15 protein-coding genes and 1 tRNA gene are annotated in these 16,285 nt (G+C 61.8%); 11 read left to right on the top strand and 5 right to left on the bottom strand.

Annotated elements, in window-relative coordinates:
• Positions 1-24: 24 nt before the first annotated feature.
• From ABIB73_RS28070 to ABIB73_RS28055, 4 genes are all read left to right on the top strand, one after another.
• Positions 25-99: transfer RNA gene (locus ABIB73_RS28070), tRNA-Glu, on the top strand.
• A 31-nt stretch (positions 100-130) separates the two neighbouring features.
• Positions 131-652, top strand: coding sequence for a hypothetical protein (locus ABIB73_RS28065; protein WP_354229260.1), 522 nt, complete (start codon positions 131-133; stop codon positions 650-652).
• Between the two features lie 51 nt (positions 653-703).
• The gene (locus ABIB73_RS28060; RefSeq protein ID WP_354229548.1) at positions 704-1,432 is read left to right on the top strand and encodes an acyltransferase family protein; all 729 of its coding nucleotides are present in this window, start codon (positions 704-706) and stop codon (positions 1,430-1,432) included.
• A gap of 1,004 nt (positions 1,433-2,436) precedes the next feature.
• On the top strand, positions 2,437-3,057 hold the full coding sequence (locus ABIB73_RS28055) for an LbetaH domain-containing protein (protein ID WP_354229259.1): 621 nt from the start codon (positions 2,437-2,439) through the stop codon (positions 3,055-3,057).
• A gap of 191 nt (positions 3,058-3,248) precedes the next feature.
• On the opposite strand, the gene ABIB73_RS28050 is transcribed toward ABIB73_RS28055, so the two are convergent.
• The 4 genes from ABIB73_RS28050 to ABIB73_RS28035 form a co-directional block, all read right to left on the bottom strand.
• On the bottom strand, positions 3,249-4,787 hold the full coding sequence (locus tag ABIB73_RS28050; RefSeq protein WP_354229258.1) for an amidohydrolase family protein: 1,539 nt from the start codon (positions 4,785-4,787) through the stop codon (positions 3,249-3,251).
• A 61-nt stretch (positions 4,788-4,848) separates the two neighbouring features.
• Positions 4,849-5,676 carry an ABC transporter ATP-binding protein gene (locus ABIB73_RS28045; protein WP_354229257.1) on the bottom strand — a complete coding sequence of 276 codons (828 nt, stop codon included), beginning with the start codon at positions 5,674-5,676 and terminating at the stop codon, positions 4,849-4,851.
• A complete protein-coding gene (locus tag ABIB73_RS28040; RefSeq protein ID WP_247989512.1) occupies positions 5,666-6,601 on the bottom strand; it encodes an ABC transporter permease in 936 nt (311 codons plus the stop codon). Before ABIB73_RS28040 ends, ABIB73_RS28045 begins: the two co-directional genes overlap by 11 nt.
• An 8-nt stretch (positions 6,602-6,609) precedes the next feature.
• Positions 6,610-7,668 carry an ABC transporter substrate-binding protein gene (locus tag ABIB73_RS28035; protein WP_247984246.1) on the bottom strand — a complete coding sequence of 353 codons (1,059 nt, stop codon included), beginning with the start codon at positions 7,666-7,668 and terminating at the stop codon, positions 6,610-6,612.
• A 594-nt stretch (positions 7,669-8,262) separates the two neighbouring features.
• Between ABIB73_RS28035 and ABIB73_RS28030 the strand changes: the two genes are divergently transcribed.
• The 7 genes from ABIB73_RS28030 to ABIB73_RS28000 all read left to right on the top strand — a co-directional run bounded on the left by ABIB73_RS28030 (position 8,263) and on the right by ABIB73_RS28000 (position 14,645).
• Entirely contained in the window at positions 8,263-8,409 is a 147-nt protein-coding gene (locus ABIB73_RS28030; protein WP_354229255.1) for a hypothetical protein, read from the top strand.
• A 242-nt stretch (positions 8,410-8,651) separates the two neighbouring features.
• Positions 8,652-9,755, top strand: coding sequence for a polysaccharide deacetylase family protein (locus ABIB73_RS28025; protein ID WP_354229253.1), 1,104 nt, complete (start codon positions 8,652-8,654; stop codon positions 9,753-9,755).
• A 16-nt stretch (positions 9,756-9,771) separates the two neighbouring features.
• Positions 9,772-10,650: an NHL repeat-containing protein gene (locus ABIB73_RS28020; RefSeq protein WP_354229251.1), complete on the top strand. Its 879-nt coding sequence runs from the start codon at positions 9,772-9,774 to the stop codon at positions 10,648-10,650.
• Between the two features lie 266 nt (positions 10,651-10,916).
• Complete coding sequence (locus tag ABIB73_RS28015) at positions 10,917-11,831, top strand: ABC transporter permease (RefSeq protein WP_354229249.1); 915 nt, start codon at positions 10,917-10,919, stop codon at positions 11,829-11,831.
• Positions 11,828-12,703 carry an ABC transporter permease gene (locus tag ABIB73_RS28010; protein WP_354229247.1) on the top strand — a complete coding sequence of 292 codons (876 nt, stop codon included), beginning with the start codon at positions 11,828-11,830 and terminating at the stop codon, positions 12,701-12,703. Before ABIB73_RS28015 ends, ABIB73_RS28010 begins: the two co-directional genes overlap by 4 nt.
• On the top strand, positions 12,700-13,692 hold the full coding sequence (locus ABIB73_RS28005; protein WP_354229245.1) for an ABC transporter ATP-binding protein: 993 nt from the start codon (positions 12,700-12,702) through the stop codon (positions 13,690-13,692). The genes ABIB73_RS28010 and ABIB73_RS28005 overlap by 4 nt, the downstream gene beginning before the upstream one ends.
• Positions 13,689-14,645 carry an ABC transporter ATP-binding protein gene (locus ABIB73_RS28000; protein WP_354229243.1) on the top strand — a complete coding sequence of 319 codons (957 nt, stop codon included), beginning with the start codon at positions 13,689-13,691 and terminating at the stop codon, positions 14,643-14,645. Before ABIB73_RS28005 ends, ABIB73_RS28000 begins: the two co-directional genes overlap by 4 nt.
• Positions 14,646-14,660: 15 nt before the next feature.
• Here ABIB73_RS28000 and ABIB73_RS27995 read toward each other — a convergent pair whose 3' ends face one another.
• Positions 14,661-16,187, bottom strand: a complete 1,527-nt coding sequence (locus ABIB73_RS27995) for an ABC transporter substrate-binding protein (protein WP_354229241.1) — start codon at positions 16,185-16,187, stop codon at positions 14,661-14,663.
• Positions 16,188-16,285: the final 98 nt, after the last annotated feature.

The raw sequence follows: 16,285 nt of genomic DNA, 5'->3' as shown, positions 1-16,285 counted from the left end.
TCGAGGTTATTGGCTAGCCCACACGCTCCCTTCGTCTAGCGGTTAGGACGCGGCCCTCTCAAGGCTGAAACAGGGGTTCGATTCCCCTAGGGAGCGCCAGCAAACTTTGTTTCTGCACCCCAACGAGATAATGCGCGCAGACCCGTTGGTACAGGTCGACTACGTGTGCGTCGTAGATTTGGATATTGGGGCGAATAAATCGGACATCTGCGCGATCAAGGGCCGTGAGTTCTCGGCTCAGAATCGCTTGTTTCATGTCAAGGATATTGGCGGCACGGGCGATGCTGCCGAGATCTCAAATCGACAGCGCAAAGCTGAGGGACTCTGGGTTGAGGTGCATTTTTGCCTCATCAGCACCGATTTAAAGGTTGTACGATTGCCATCACGTATTTGTCGGTTGTCGGTCGCAGCGATGGATGCGCTCCCGGCGCTCGTGCGCGACAGGCCGGCCGCCTTCACCGCACAACCGATCTCCCGAGAGCTCGACGAGGCTGGTGTGAAACGCGACCGGGGCTGGTTAGAAGAGTTACGCGAACGCGAGCACGTCCGAGATCGGCCGACGCGGCTTCTGCGGCCAATTCGCCTCCGTCGGATAGCCGACGGCAACGAGGAGTGCCGGGACCTCATTATCGCCGAGACTAAACTCACGTGACACGCCGACCGGATCAAACCCGATCATCGGCGTAGTGCCTAGACCCATCGCCTGCGCGGCGTTGTTAGATTTTTTCGCAACCGAATATTCCGGCTTCTGCCAGCTGCAGCGGCAACTGTTCTCCTGCTCTCCGCGCTCTACTTTTTTGTCGGCTTCGAAGCCTCGTTTAGTTGGACCAATATCGTCCTCAACGCCCTGATGGTCCGGAGCGACATCAACGGGGTGATGTGGTCGATGACGGTGGAGTGCCTGGCATCTCCACTCATTCTTCTATGCTTTGGCGTGCATCAAAGATTAGGACCGCCACCGCTGATCGCGCTTTGTTTGGTCCTGTTCGCCATCTCTTTTTGGGGACCCTACGCTCACCTGCTCGGCGGGTTCACCAATCTCGCCCCGCTCTATGCTTTCGTCATCGGCGTCTTGTTGCATTTCGGCTCGCAAAGACGGCATCAACCGCGATTTTACGCTCTGGCTGTAGCTCTCGCCCTAACCGTCTTACTTCTTTGCGGACTGAGAAAACAGACTGCGCCAACCATCCTTGGCGAAAGCATCGGCGCGGCAGCGTTGATTTACCTGATCGCAATCGATCAGAAGAACCGGCTCTTCGCTGTGCTTGACACCGCGCCTGCGCGGTTCGCCGGCGCAATCTCGTACAGCTTTTACTTGCTGCACCGATCGGCCTTTCTTTGGGAGCTCGATCGGGCGCGCGATCCACATTCGCCACTTCTTTGCTGGCCGTTGGCTACACCACTCCGATGGCCTGGATATTTTGGAGATTGATCGAAATGCCTTTCATTGTCCTGGCCAAATCCTGGGGAAAAGACGCGGCCAGCGCATCTGACCCAAGCAACGCAAATTCGCCCCGACCGGCCTAGCGTCGCTGCCGATCGACGCGGCGCCGAGGCGCCTTTCTTGGCCCGCCGCGCCCAAGGCACGAAAAGCTTGCCACTTGTGGATCCGGATAACAGCCAACGCGGCTCGTCCGCGACCGACTGAGGAAGATTTTGGTCAAATCGGCTGCGTTCGCGTATGCGTTGTTATGGAAGAATTGGTCTTCGGGTGACTCGGCACTACTGAAAAACCCACCTCGCGCACGCAAGCGTTGCGATGTCCGCATTGACTTCAGAACCAGACATCGGTGCCGCGTCTCGGCAAGTCCGAAAAGGGCCCGTTTGAGACATGCCGGGGCGGTCTGATGATGTCCGTTCACAGGGGTAGACCGGAAGAGAACGGCACGCGGCCAAAGTGACGCGATTGACCCGAAATCGATATCCGATCGGCTTGGCCTTTGCCCTAAGGAGGGTGGGGAGCGATAAAGCATGCGTCCCCAAAAGGGGCCCCAGCTCTCAGGGTTGGGGGCCTAAGCTGCCCAATCGGGGTCGCCCTCTTGGGCAGAGGGCACTCGGGAAACCTTCGCAATTCGATGATCGGCGCTGAGCACGACCTTATCGTCCCTATGTTGCTCGCGGAGGCGACGGCCCGCTCGCTGCCCTTCCCATCTGGTTCGCTTCGAACGGCTAGCCGGCTGCGGCCACGACATTCATGCGACGACCCCGGAACGGTCTTTTCGCTCATCCGAGAATTCATGCACAATAGCTCGATCGCAGCGGCTGTTTAGAGGGACCTTCGCTGCTTGTGCGGTTTATCGAAACCGCTTGGTCGGGCCAATCTCGGACATGTTGCGGCCGCTCTCTCGGGCGCAGCCGTGGACAAAGGGTTTTCACGTCGGTGGATTACAGACCGTCACAGCGTTGCTCAACATGCGCAGAATCAAGGGGTGGTTCATGCAATTCGTAAGCGAGCACATCGCGGAGTTCGATTCCTCGGTCTTTGGAGGCTTGGGTGTGGGTGCGCCGTTGGAACTCACGGAGCGAGCAGATTCCATAGTGGAAGAGCTTCAGGCTCGGCTTGATGCCGACTATCGCGTTAGGGATGGCGTCGCGGTTCACGTGACAGCGTGCGTTGAGGCTGGCGCCACCATCAAAGGGCCGGCAATCATTGGCCCGCGCTGCTACGTGGCGGCACGTTCTCTGATTCGCGGTGGGGGCTGGTTGGAGGCCGAGTGCGCTCTCGGGCCTGGTGGCGAGCTTAAGGCTACTTTCCTGTTTCGGGGATCGAAACTCGCTCACTTCAACTTCGTTGGCGAGAGCATCATTGGCTGCGGCGTCAACTTGGAGGCGGGATCCATCATCGCAAATCACCGCAATGAATGGCCTGGCCGAACGATCACATTCGTCCACAAGGGAGAACGTGTCGACACGGGCAAAAGCAAATTCGGAGCTGTGGTCGGTGACGGCGTGAAGATCCGCGCCAATGCCGTCATCGCACCCGGCGCGGTGCTGTTCGCGGGGACGGTTGTGGAGCGGCTCTCCCTTGTCGACCAAGCATTGACGACTGGGTTCTAAGTCTCACGGACTTCCGCAACGGCGTCGATTCGTATCGTTGCGGTGATATCCAGTAAGCCGTCATTCAAAAAAAGTTAGGCTGGCGAACCTCACGGTAGCGCAATCATACAATGGAGTCCTGGACTGCCACAACCAACGTCAGCAGTTTCGTGAGCAATGGCAGCTTGGGCAAACGCCTGTTGAGTCCCGCGTCAGAGTCGCGAGCTCTGCCGGTAGAACGGCTCGTGTTTCGCGGGATCCACATAGCCGGTGTAGAATTTCTTCACATGCGGTAGCAGCGCCTTGGAGAGATTGCGCCGTTCGACCTCATCATCGCTTAGCGCGTGCTGCAGCTCGTCATGCAGTGTCTTGAGCGCGTTCTCGCGATCGACTCGCGTGAAGCGGCCATTGTCGTAGATCACTTCGCCGTTGCACATGACGGTGCGCACGCCGTCGGTCTTGGCGCGCTGAATGACCGCGTCGAGCATCGGCATCTCCTCATCGAGATACGGATAGGAAATCTGCTTCCAGTCGATCAGGGAGAGATCGGCGGCTTTGCCTTCCGCGATCGTCCCGATCTGTTCGCCAAATCCAGTGGTCTTTGCGCCGCCGATGCTCGCCATCCGGAACACCTGCGCCATGGTGGGAACCTCGTCGCCGATGCCGGGCACACGATGGGCGCGCAGCACCAGCCGCATCTCCTGAAGCATGTCGCGGTCGTCGTTAATGCCGGCTTCGTCGAGACCGATCGCGGTGTTGATCCCTTCGGCCTCGAAGTGGTTGAGCGCCGCGATGCCGGAGCGAAGCCGGAAATTGGAGGAGCAGTTGTGACACACACAAGCGCCGGCCTCTGCTATGCGCGCGATGTCCTTTTCGCTGAGCCAGACGCCGTGGCCCAGCGTCATGTGCGGGCCGAGCATATCGAAGCGGTCGATGTATTCGACTGCGGTGCAGCCGCCGCGCGACCAGGCATATTCCTTCTGCATCGAGGTCTCGAGCAGGTGCATGTGCATCGGCACCTGGTATTTCTTCGAGGTCTGCGATAGCACGGTCAGCGCCTTGTCGGAGCACCAGTGCAGGTTCGCGGGCGCAAGCTGGATCTTCACCCTCGGCTTGTTGTTGTGGCGAGCGTACATCGATTCGAACATACCGATCGCGTCGTCGAGACCGAGCTTGAAACGCTCGAACCAGCGCTTCATCGGTCCCTGCAGCTCCTTCGGCAGGCTCGCGACAAACGCATCGTCGGCCTGATAGACTAGTCGGTTCTGATCGCGCACTGCGTAGCAGTAGGACACCCGCATGCCTATATCCTCGTAGGCGCGGACGACCTGTTCGGCCTTGGCTTCCACCTCACTGAGTGTGCCCGGCATCCAGCCGTGGATGTGCTGCACCGTGGTGATGCCGGACGCGATCATCTCGAACGCCGAATAGAGCGTGTCGAGATAGATGTTGAGATTGCGCGTCACCATGCGGGTGATGAACCACAATTCCAGCGGCATGTCGGGCGAGCCAAGCTGAACCGGGGTCAGTCCGACGTGATGGTGGCCGTTGACGAAGCCCGGCAGCATGATCTCGTCGCCGCTGCCGATCACGACCGTGTTCGGATAGCGCTTGCGCAGGTCCGCGTACGTGCCGACGGCGGCGATGACGCCGTCCTCCTGCAGCACGGCGCCGTCGTCGATCTGTTGCCAAGTCTGGCGATCCAGCGCCTGCGCGATGATGGCACGGCTGCGAATGAGGGAGGTGGACATGGCGGTGCTCCGGATTTGGCGCGAGCGACGTGCGGGATGGGGCTTGGTCAGGTCGTCTTGGTCAGGCGGTGGCGGCAAGCGCTTCCTGCTCAGCGAAGGCGCGATCGACCTCGTCACGCATCAGCTCGGTCAGTTGCCGGCGCAACAGTTCGGCTTCGGAGGAAAACGGATCCCGCGGGCGCGGAATATCGACCGGCACGATCGTCTTGATGCGACCTGGACGCGACGTGAACACTACGACCCGATCTGCGAGCGCCACTGCCTCATCGATGTGATGGGTGACGAACAGAACCGACGCGCCGCTGTCGCGCCAGACGTCGAGCAGGAAATCCTGCATCTTGGCTCGCGTCTGCACGTCGAGCGCCGCAAACGGCTCATCCATCAAGAGCACCTTGGGCCGCATCGCCAGCGCGCGTGCGACGGCGACGCGCTGGCGCATGCCGCCGGACAGTTCGTCGGGCCGCTTATCGATCGCCTCGGTCAGGCCGACGCGGGCGAGTACCTCGCGCGCCGCGGTCCTACGGGCCTCAGCGCTGTCGCCGCGGATAGAGAGGCCGAAGCTGGCATTCTGCCCCACGGTGAGCCATGGAAACAGCGAGGTCTCCTGGAAAATCAGGCTGCGCTCGGGCGACGGACCAGCGACGCGATCCCCGAACGACCAGACCTCGCCGCCAGATTCCCGTTCCAGGCCGGCGATCAGATAGAGCAGAGTGCTCTTGCCGCAGCCGGAGGGACCCAGCAGGACGATGAACTCGCCGGGCGTCACGTCGAGGTCCACGTCGCTCAATGCGACATGCGCCCGCTTGGTGCCTTCCGCCCACACCTTGCTGACGTTGCGGCAGACCACGGCGTCCTGGGATGAGATCGGCTTGAACGGTTTAGAGACCACGCAACACCCCCGTCGTCTCGGGCACCCAATACAGGATCTTTCGTTGCAGCAGCCGCATCAGCGAGTCGGAACAGAAACCGAGCAGACCGATGAGCGCGATGGTGAAGAACACCAGCGAGGGATTGAAGGTGTTGCGCGCCAGCATGATCACCTGCCCGAGGCCATATCCGACGCCCGTGGATTCGGCGACCAGCACCACCATCCAGGCTCCGAACATATTAAGACGTAGAACCATCAGCAGGCCTGGCAGGATCGCCGGCACGATGACCCGGCTGTAGATCTGCCATTTCGACGCGCCCATCGTGCGTGCGACATTGATCAGGTTGCGATTGACGCCGTCGATCTGGCTGACGGTGGCCAGCACCATATGGAAGAACAGCGCGACCACGACCATGAAGATCGCCGGCGCGTTGCCGATGCCGAACACGAAGATCGCGACCGGAAGCCAAGCGATCGGCGAGACCGGCGACAACAGCGTGATGGTCGGCAGGGCGAGCTTCTCCACCACGAGAAAATACCGCACCGCCACGCCGATGCTGATCGACAGGGCCGACGCAATCAGCAATCCCGCGAACACCCGCGCCGCCGACGCCAGCACGGTGATCACGAGCGCCATGCCGGCGGATGGACCGGTGTTGAGGCCGACGCCGATCTGCCAGCGTTGCGCCGTATTGAAGAACTTGGCCTGCTCGGGGAAGTTGCCGAGAAAGATATGAGGCGGCGGCAGCAGTTTCGGGTCCGTCACCCCGCACAGCCAGAGCAGTTCCCAGATCCCGGCGAACAGGCCGACCGACATCAGCGCCCAGCCGATGCGCGGAGCGGCGCGGATGACCGCCTCCGGCAGCACGAATCGGCGAGGCCGCTGCGACGCATTGGCGCCGGCTATGCCAGCTACTCCTTCCGGTGGGTGAGCGACGTCGGTCACCGGTCCGCTCATCCCGACTTGTATTTGAGACTAGCGTAGAGTTCCTTGTTCTCGGCGATGACCTGTTCGAGCAGGGTCCAGTCGATCGCGTCACGGCCGGGCTTATTCTTGATGTAACCCATCTCTACCAGCGAGTCGGTGCGGTCGAGGATGAACTGGGTCTGGCTGCGTGCGTCGACCACCGCTGGCTGTTTGCCCATCGCAATTCTGGCGTTCTCCATCGAGGTCTTGTAATAGGCGCCGACCAATTGGGTGAGAGTTTCCTCCGGTTTCGTTTCGGCCATCGCCTGCGCCTTCATCATGCCTTTGATGAGGGCCTTGAGTCCGGCGGGATTCTGCTTGATCAGGTCGGAGCGACACGCCAGCACGCAGTCGGTATAGCCCTTGCCATAGATGTCGGTGCCGTCGGTGAGCTTGTGCGAGCCCTTGACGTCGTTTAGCAGCGCGGTGCCATAGGGCTCGATGGTGCAGATCCAGTCGAGCGCGCCCGCCTTGAATGCCTCGACCGCCTCCGGGGTGGTTCCCATATAACGGACCTTGATGTCCTTGAAACTGACGCCGTGCTTCTTGAGGAAGTCGTAAGGCATGACCTCTAGCGTATCGAGCTGGAAGGTGCCGAGCGTCTTGCCTTTCAGCTTCTCTGGGCTGTCCAGTCCGGGTTGCGAAACGATCACGCAGCCCTCGATGCCGCCACCGGCGACGATCTTGACCGGAGCGCCGGCATCGAACAGCGCCATGAAGCTCGTGTATGGCATCAGGCCGACATCGACCTGACCGATGCCGAGGAACGTGACCTGTTCGGCAAATGTCGGCGTGTTGATGAATTGTATCTCGACGCCGTCATCCTTCGCAGTCTGTAAGGCGTGAGACAGGAAGATATTGAGATTGCAGAAGCCGGTGCCATGGGTGGACTTGAGGGTATTCGCCGCCGCGTGAGCCGCGCCCATCAAGCCGCCACCGACGGCCATCGTCAGCGTGGTCGCCGCCGCAGCTTTGAGCACCTTGCGGCGGCTGAAGTCCATCGTTCGGAAGTTCGGCGGGTGCATGCAGCCGGTTCGATCGCACATGGATTACTCCCTCCGTTGTGACGGTTGTTGCATCGGAAATGGGGCGAAGCCGCAGTGGAACTCTGCGCGCGCGAGGCTTCCAATCGTGTGGAGATGCTTGTGCGCAATGCGCCCAAGCCGCCTCTGATATGAAGTTTTGTGGTGGCTCGGCGCGCGCACGCCAAGCCGGTAGCGGGATGCGATCATCGCATGGACTTTACAGTGCGTGGCACGCCAACCTGGAGCGATCGCCGGAACGATGCTGCGCTACCATGAGCGAAGCACGATGCGTGCCAGCCGGATAAGCCGTTGAATCCCGCAAGCCTTGGGCTATAGCCGGTCGCGAGCCGACCTGTCGTTGCTGAAGATTTATTCGCACGCAGCAATTAGTTGACGATTTTCTAGGCAGGCGATCGACCCGTCGACAATGGTTGTTCCACCCGAAGGCCGCGGCCACACCGGAGCGAGCACGATCCAACAGCGGCGGTTCGCCTCGATTTGATTGCGTCGCCGTACCACAACGCGCGTGATGCAGAGGCGAACTGGTTTTCACTCCCGGATCCAAGGGGCGCTTGAAAGCGCTCTACTCGATCGCGAACGCCGTGGCGTGCAGCCTTGATTGACATGATCGAGAAAGGCAATGTGACCGGCGCTGTCGCCGCCACGAACCATCACTTGAGCGCGATCGAGGAGCGCTTGATCAAGGCCTCGCCAGAAAAGCTTGCCATAGACTGCCGCTCATTGTTCGCTGCAGCAGAATAGGAGCGGCCGATGCCGTCACAGATCGCTGCCGGCGCTGATCTGGCAGAACTCGATGGTTGTCTGTGGTCTCGCTGACGCTGCTGTTCAACGTGCTGGCCGGCATCATGGCGCTAGGCTGGCTCGGCCGCTTCGCGTAGACGACCTGGGGACAGACGATGCAAAGCTCGACTTTCAACAACGTCAGCTATTCATGGCTGATCGGCATCCTGGCCGGTCTCGGCATCCTGATTCTGGTCGGGCCGGTGCTGATCGTGATCACGACCTCCATGATGGAATCGATGCTCGACGTGCGGATCGGCTCCATCGCCGGCAGCCTTCTCCTGGCGACGCCGGTGCTGGTTATCGTCATGGACTGGCTGATCGGGCTAACGGAAACGTATGAGCGTGTAGAATCCCGAACCTCACGACCTTCCAAGACCCGGAGACTGGCCATGACCTATGACCGCGACCTGATCGGCTACGGCGCGAACCCGCCAGATCCCAAATGGCCGGGCGGCGCGCGCGTGGCCATCAATTTCGTGATGAACTACGAGGAGGGCTCGGAGCCTTCCGTGCAGGACGGCGAAGGCTATACCGAGATCGGCCTGACAGAGTCGTCGGGCCTGCCGGCAGGCGTCAAAGGGCGCGATCTCGCCGGCGAAGGCATGTTCGCCTACGGCAGCCGCGTCGGTTTCTGGAGGCTGATGCGACTTTTCCAGGAGCGCGGCCTGCCGCTGACTGTGTTCGGGTGCGCGCTCGCGATCGAACGCAACCCCGAGGCAGCGGCGTCGATCAGAGCCTCGGGCTTCGACGTCTGCAGCCATGGCTGGCGCTGGATCAAGCACTATGAATTGAGCGAGGAGGACGAACGTGAGCACATCGCCAGGGCGATCGCCTCGCTCAAGGTGACGGTCGGGGAGCGACCGCTCGGCTGGTATTGCCGCTATGGGCCGAGCGTGAACACGCGCCGGCTGGTGGTAGAGGAGGGCGGCTTTCTCTATGATTCCGACGCGTACGACGACGAATTGCCCTATTGGAAGGTCGTCGACGGCAAGCCGCATCTGGTCGTTCCCTATTCGCTCGTCAACAATGATGGCAAGTTCGGCTCCGGGTTCTTTGGCACGTCGGCCGATTATTTCGCGTGGCACAAGGACGCCTTCGACATGCTTTACGCGGAAGGCGCAACGCAGCCGAAGATGATGTCGGTCGGCTTGCATATGCGCCTGATCGGCCATCCGGCGCGCGCGGCCGGCCTCGCGCGCTTCCTCGACTATGTCCAGGGCCATCAAGAGGTATGGGTGACGCGGCGGCTAGACATTGCCCGGCACTGGGCAGCAACGCATCCTTTCGCCGGTAAACTCGCCTGAAGGAAAAGCCTTGGCCATGCATGAACTGATTGTTGAACTCGGAGACAGGCTCTATCGCGTCGAGCGTCCCTTCGGCTCCTGGCCGCTCAACACGGGCTTTGTTACCGACGTCGCCGTCGATCCGCGCGGGCATGTCTTCGTGATGCTGCGGCACGATCCGTTGGTGCATCCCAACGACCCGCGCGTGATCGAGCTGGCGCCCGACGGCGCCTATCTCAGGGGTTGGGGCGGCGATCTGATCGCCGATTCCCACATGCTGACGGCCGACGCCACGGGGCGCATCCTCGCAGTCGACCGTGACATGCATGAGGTGATCATATGCTCGCCAGCGGGCGAACGGCTCGGCGGGTTAGGCCAACGCGGTGTACCGCTTGCGCCCTTCAACCATCCGACTGACGTGCATGTCTCGGCTTGGGGCGAGATCTATGTCTCGGACGGCTACGCTGCGAGCCGGGTCCATCGCTTCGATGCTGCCGGCGCTCTGATCGCAAGCTGGGGCAGCCACGGGTCGGGCGATGGTCAGTTCGGCTGGCCGCATGCGATCTGGACCTTTGCGGACGGCCGTGTCGTCGTGGTCGACCGCAGCTCGAACCGCGTGCAGGTCTTCGACCGCGAGGGCAAGCACCTCGAAACCTGGGGTGGGTTCTACCAGCCCGTCGCAATCTGGGGCGATGATGAGGGCTGCGCCTACGTCAGCGACATGGTGCCGAGTCTGCAGAAAGTCGGCCCCAAAGGCGAGCGGCTCGGCCGCTGTCGGCCGATTCTCAATGGCGCGCACGGCATCTCCGGGACGCCCGACGGCGATATCCTTCTCGCCGAAAGCAATCCGAGTCGGATCACACGGCTGCGGCTGCAGCTAGCTAAAGCCAGCCCGCTGCGGCAGCAGTATCGTTAAGGCGTTTTCCTCCGCTAAAGAGTTCAGTCCCAATTCGCGGCAGGTAATAGTTATGGCGTACCTCCAGTTAGAGATCTGCTTCAATTAAAACGCAATGAACTTCTTAGCTCGTACACAGCGAGAGCGGTGGTCGTTGCTGCTTTGGGCAAATTGGCGAGCACGTTGCGTGGATAAGCAGAAAACAATTGGCAGATGCGGATGTCGCCGTTGCTAAGGATTCTATATCAGAACTTGCAGCGACCCGCACGCTATCGTAGTCCTCCACTATGATCTTGCTTATCGTCCGCAGACTGTGGCTGGCCGCCTTGGTGTGTCTCACCGTTCTGGTCGTCAGCTTCATCTTGACTCGCCTTTCCGGCGACTTGGCCGCGTCTATCGCAGGTCCGAACGCCAGTGCAGCCGACATCGCGATCATTACCCGGAATTATGGCCTCGACCGGCCCTTAGTGGTGCAGTTTCTCGATTGGGCCGGCCACGCTGCCGAGGGCGATCTCGGCCGATCCTTCCTCTACCACGTCCCGGTATGGGGACTGATCCGCGACCGATTGCCAGTCACTCTGACGCTTGGCCTGACCGGCCTTTCTATCGCGCTGTTGGTCGCCCTGCCGCTCGGCATTCTGGCGGCGGTGCGAGAGGGCTCGGCGATGGACCGAGGCATCATGATGGTGGCACTGCTGGGGCAGGCGATGCCGGGATTCTGGTTCGGTCTGGTCATGATCGTCTTGCTGGGATTGGAATTGCAGTGGCTGCCTATTTCCGGCGTCGATACATGGCAGGGCTACATCATGCCGGGGATCGTGTTGGCATTTTCGGCGATCCCGGCGCTGATGCGCCTGACCCGCTCAGGAATGATCGACGCATTGGCAGCGGATTACATTCGCACCGCGCGCGCGAAGGGGTTAAGCCGGCCCAAGATCATCCTCAAGCACGCCTTGCGCAATGCGGCGATGCCTGTCGTGTCGATCGCGGCCGTGCAGCTTGGCTTCATGTTGGGAGGCTCCGTGGTGGTTGAGTCGGTGTTCGCACTGCCGGGCGTCGGCTATCTGGCCTGGGAATCCATCACAAAAAATGATTTCCCGGTGGTGCAGGCCGTCGTTCTGTTCCTGGCGGTCATCTACATCGTGCTGACCTTGCTGGCAGACATGATGAATGCGGTGCTCGACCCGAGGCTGCGCGGATGAGTGTTTTGATCGCACAAGCCCGGTCGGGCCGCCGACGGTTAGCTGCCTCTCGTCACCTCGCCACGCTCCTGGGCGCGGTGATCGTGGGCACTGCGATGCTGGTCGCGATTTTCGCACCCTGTCTGACGCCGCATGATCCGTTCGCTCAAAACCTCAACCTGCGCCTCATCCCCCCGGTGTGGATGGACGGCAGCCTACCGGAGCATCTGCTGGGCACGGATCAGATCGGGCGCGATTACCTGTCGCGCCTGATCTATGGTGCGCGCATTTCCATGCTGATCGGCGTACTGACCGTCATCACATCCGGCCTGATCGGCATCACGCTGGGAATCATCGGTGGGTTTTATGGCGGGCGGACCGACGACGTCGTGATGTTCCTGATTACCTGCCGCCTGTCGATCCCGCTGATCCTGGTGGCGTTGACGGTGGTGGCGCTGGTTGGCAGTTCGCTTGCGGTGGTGATTCTGACGCTCGGGCTGTTGCTGTGGGATCGTTTCGCCGTGGTGGCACGTACCACCGCAATGCAGGTGCGCAACCTCGATTACATCGCCGCCGCCCAGGCTGCCGGTGCATCGCGCCTGCATATTCTGTTGCGCGAGGTGCTTCCCAATATCGCCAATCATCTGGTGGTGGTGGCGACGCTGGAAATGGCGTTGGCGATCCTGCTTGAGGCGGCCCTATCATTTCTCGGTCTCGGCGTGCCGCCGCCCTTGCCGAGCTGGGGGCTGATGATCGCCGAAGCCAAGGAATACATGTTCTTCAGCCCGTGGGTGATCATGACCCCCGGGGTCACGCTGTTTGTGCTCGTGCTCGGCATCAACTTGCTGGGCGACGGACTGCGCGACTTGCTCGGGGCGGATATGCGGCGATGACACCCGTCGTACCGGACCCGGTTCTCAGCGTCGCCAATCTGGGCGTCTCCTTCGCGCAGACCGGAGCCGTGCGGGGCGTGACGCTGGTGGTGGCGCGCGGCGAAACGCATTGCCTGGTCGGCGAGTCCGGCTGCGGCAAATCCGTTACCGCGCTATCGGTGATGAACCTGCTGCCGCGCGGGATCGCCCGCTCCGCCGATCACCTCCGCTTTCAGGGGCAGGATCTGTTGGGCATGTCCGAGCGGCAGACTGCGCGGCTGCGCGGCGACAAGATGGCGATGATCTTCCAGGAACCGATGACGAGCCTGAACCCGGCCTATACGATCGGATCGCAGATGTCCGAGGTGTTCGAACGCCATCGTGGGGCGGCACGGCGGCAGGCCATGGACAGGGCGGCCGAGTTGCTGGCGCGCGTGGGCATTACCGCTCCGGGGATGCGCCTCGGGCAATATCCCCACCAGCTCTCGGGCGGCCTGCGCCAGCGGGTGATGATCGCCATGGCGCTGATGTGCGATCCGGAGTTGCTGATCGCCGACGAACCGACAACGGCTCTCGATGTGACGGTACAGGCGCAGATCCTGCGGCTGCTGCAGAAGCTGCAGCAGGAGTTGGGGCTGGCATTGCTGCTGATTACGCACGATCTCGGCGTGGTGGCGCGGATGGCGCAGCGAGTCTCGGTGATGTATGCGGGCGAGGTGGTCGAAACCGGTACGGTGGCCGAGGTGTTCGCCGCGCCCACGCACCCCTACACACGCGGGCTATTGGACTGCATTCCCGTGCCCGGCATGACGCGGACGGGCGAGCCGCTGGGCAACATCCCAGGCGTGGTACCTCGCATAGCGCCGGGCTACGTGGGTTGCGGATTTCGTGACCGCTGTACGTTGGCTGCGCCGGAATGCGCCGAGAGAGTGCCGCTGCGCGACGCCGGCGGTGATCATTGCTATCGCTGCCGGCTGCCGCCGGATTGGAAGCGGGCTGCTGCGGCATGACCCATGCGATCGAAGTTCGGAACGTGTACCGCGAATTCCAGCAGCGCAGCGGCATGGCCGCTGCCCGTCGTCCGGTGCGCGCGGTCGATGGGGTGACGTTCTCACTCCCAACGGGCGATGTGCTGGGGGTGGTGGGCGAGTCAGGCTGCGGCAAGTCAACGCTTGCCCGGCTCATCATGGGTCTGTTGCCGCCAACTTCGGGCGAGATTCTGGTGGATGGACGCAGCCTGACCGGCATGGATCGCCGCGAACGTGCCCGACTGATCCAGCCCGTGTTCCAGGACCCGTACTCCTCGCTCAACCCGCGCCAGCGCATTCGCGACATCGTCGGCCTGCCGCTGGCCTCCCAGGGCAATCTGCCGAAGGCGCAGCAGGTCGATCGCGTCATGGAGATGCTGGCGCGCGTCGGGATTTCCAGCGAGATGGCCGAGCGCATGCCGGGCCAGCTCTCCGGCGGCCAGCGGCAGCGTGTGGCCATCGCGCGTGCCCTCGTGCTGCATCCGCGCATCGTTGTATGCGACGAGCCCACCAGCGCGCTGGATGTCTCCGTGCAGGCGCAGATTCTCAATCTGCTGGCGGAATTGCGGCGGGAGCTCGGACTGACCTATCTCTTCATCAGCCACAACCTGGCGGTGGTGGAATACATCGCCACCGAAGTGGCGGTGATGTACCTCGGCCGGATCGTCGAGCAGGCGCCGGCGCAGGAGCTGTTCGGCACCCCCACGCATCCCTACACACAGGCGCTGCTGGCCTCCGTGCTGACACCGGATCCGGCTCTCGGCATTCCCGATGTCGGCCTGGGCGATGCCTACCCGGATCCCACCAATATCCCGCCGGGCTGCCGTTTCCACCCGCGTTGCCCGAGCGCATTGGCGAAATGCGCCGCTACGATGCCGGACAACATCCGCAAGGATGGCCGTCTGGTCGAATGTCTGCTGGCAATCCCGTCATAGGGCAGGCGCCCGCCGCTATTTCCAGGTCGACAGATAGAACCGCGGCACATCGTCCGGGAAGCCCCGGAAATTCAACTGCTTTGAAAATGCGACATAGCGGACGTCGCTGAACAGCGGCACGAAATCAACGCGTTCCGTGGCGAGGTGGATCGCCTCGCCAAAGGCCTTGCGACGCTCCTCCGGATCAATGCTGGCTCCGGCCTGTTTCAACAGCTTTTGCACATCGGCGTCGCGCGCGTAGTCGTTCAATCCGCCGCCGAGCCAATAGGGCATGAACGCCGAGGTATCGTTGACGGAATTGCTGCCCCAACTCCCCGAATACAACGGCGCCTTGCCGGCTTCCGCCAGCTGGATGGCCGCGCCGATCTGGAGCTGCTGGATGCGCAGGTTGATGCCGACAGCCTTGAGATAGTTCTGCACGGCCGCGCCTACCTGCGGTGTTGCATAGGACACGAGTTCGGTATCGAAGCCGTTGGGATAGCCGGCCTCGGTCAGAAGCTGCTTGGCCTTGGCCGGGTCGTATGGATATTTCACGGCCGCCGATACGTCACAGCCGAACTGGCTGGGGAAACACGGCGTGTCGATGACCTGCGAATCGCCCTGGATCAGCTGCTTGGCCATCGTACCGCGGTCGATGGCCGAGATGACCGCCTGCCGCACCTTCAGCTTGGTCAGCGGATTGTCGGCGCCGGAACGGCCGGCGCCGTCGACCGTCATGAAATGGACCCGCATGGTGCCGAACCGCACCGCCTCCAGATTTGGCATCCGCGCGATATTCGCGAACTGATCGGCATTATAGCCCCATATCCAGTCGGCTTTTCCGCCGAGGAGTTCGGTCAGTTCAGTCGTGGCATCCGGCACTTCGTGGATCTTGATATAACGGATCGCAGGCCGGCCCTTGGGGCTGCCGGCGTAGTAGCCGTCATACCGCTCCATATCGATCTCGGTGGTGCCGTCGACTTTGGTGATCTTGTAGGGGCCGGTGCCGATCGGAGCCCGGGCGTAGGCATCGGCACCGATTTTCTCGCGATAGGCCTTCGGCCAGATCGGCGTGACCATCGCCAAATATTCCATCACGGCCGGCGACACACCGGTCAGCTTGAGGCGCACGTGAAAGTCGTCGATCTTCTCGGCGCCGGCATAGGATGTGTAATAGGCCGGGATTGCGACCTGCTTGTCGCGGATGATATCGTTGATCGTGTAGACCACATCGTCCGCAGTAAACGGGTCGCCGTTCTGAAACGTCACGCCCTCGCGCAGGGTGAAGTCGATTGTGGTGGCATCGACCTGCTTCCACGACGTAGCCAAAGCAGGCTTCATCTCCATGGTGACGGGATCGCGATACACCAGACAATCGAAAGCGTGGAATGCCACGACCATGCCGGTGCGCTGCGAATTATAGTACGGGTCGACATCGGGAATGGCATCGCGCCAGGTGATGCGCAGTGTGTCAGCCGATTTTTGCGCCCGCGCCGGGGCCGCCATTGCCAGTGTCGTGCAGGCGGCCAGCAGCAGGCCGCGGAGCCAGGTATCCGATCGCATTTATTGTCCTCCCAACTCCGAAAAGAAGCAGACGACGCAGGAACATACGCGTCGCGGAATAGAAGCAACCCGCATGCCATCGTCCTCGCTGCGGCTCC

This window comes from Bradyrhizobium sp. F1.4.3 (genome assembly GCF_040548375.1).
In the GTDB taxonomy this organism is placed as follows: domain Bacteria; phylum Pseudomonadota; class Alphaproteobacteria; order Rhizobiales; family Xanthobacteraceae; genus Bradyrhizobium.
The sequence above is the reverse complement of the archived record's forward strand: the minus strand, read 5'-3'. Positions and strand labels throughout refer to the sequence as shown.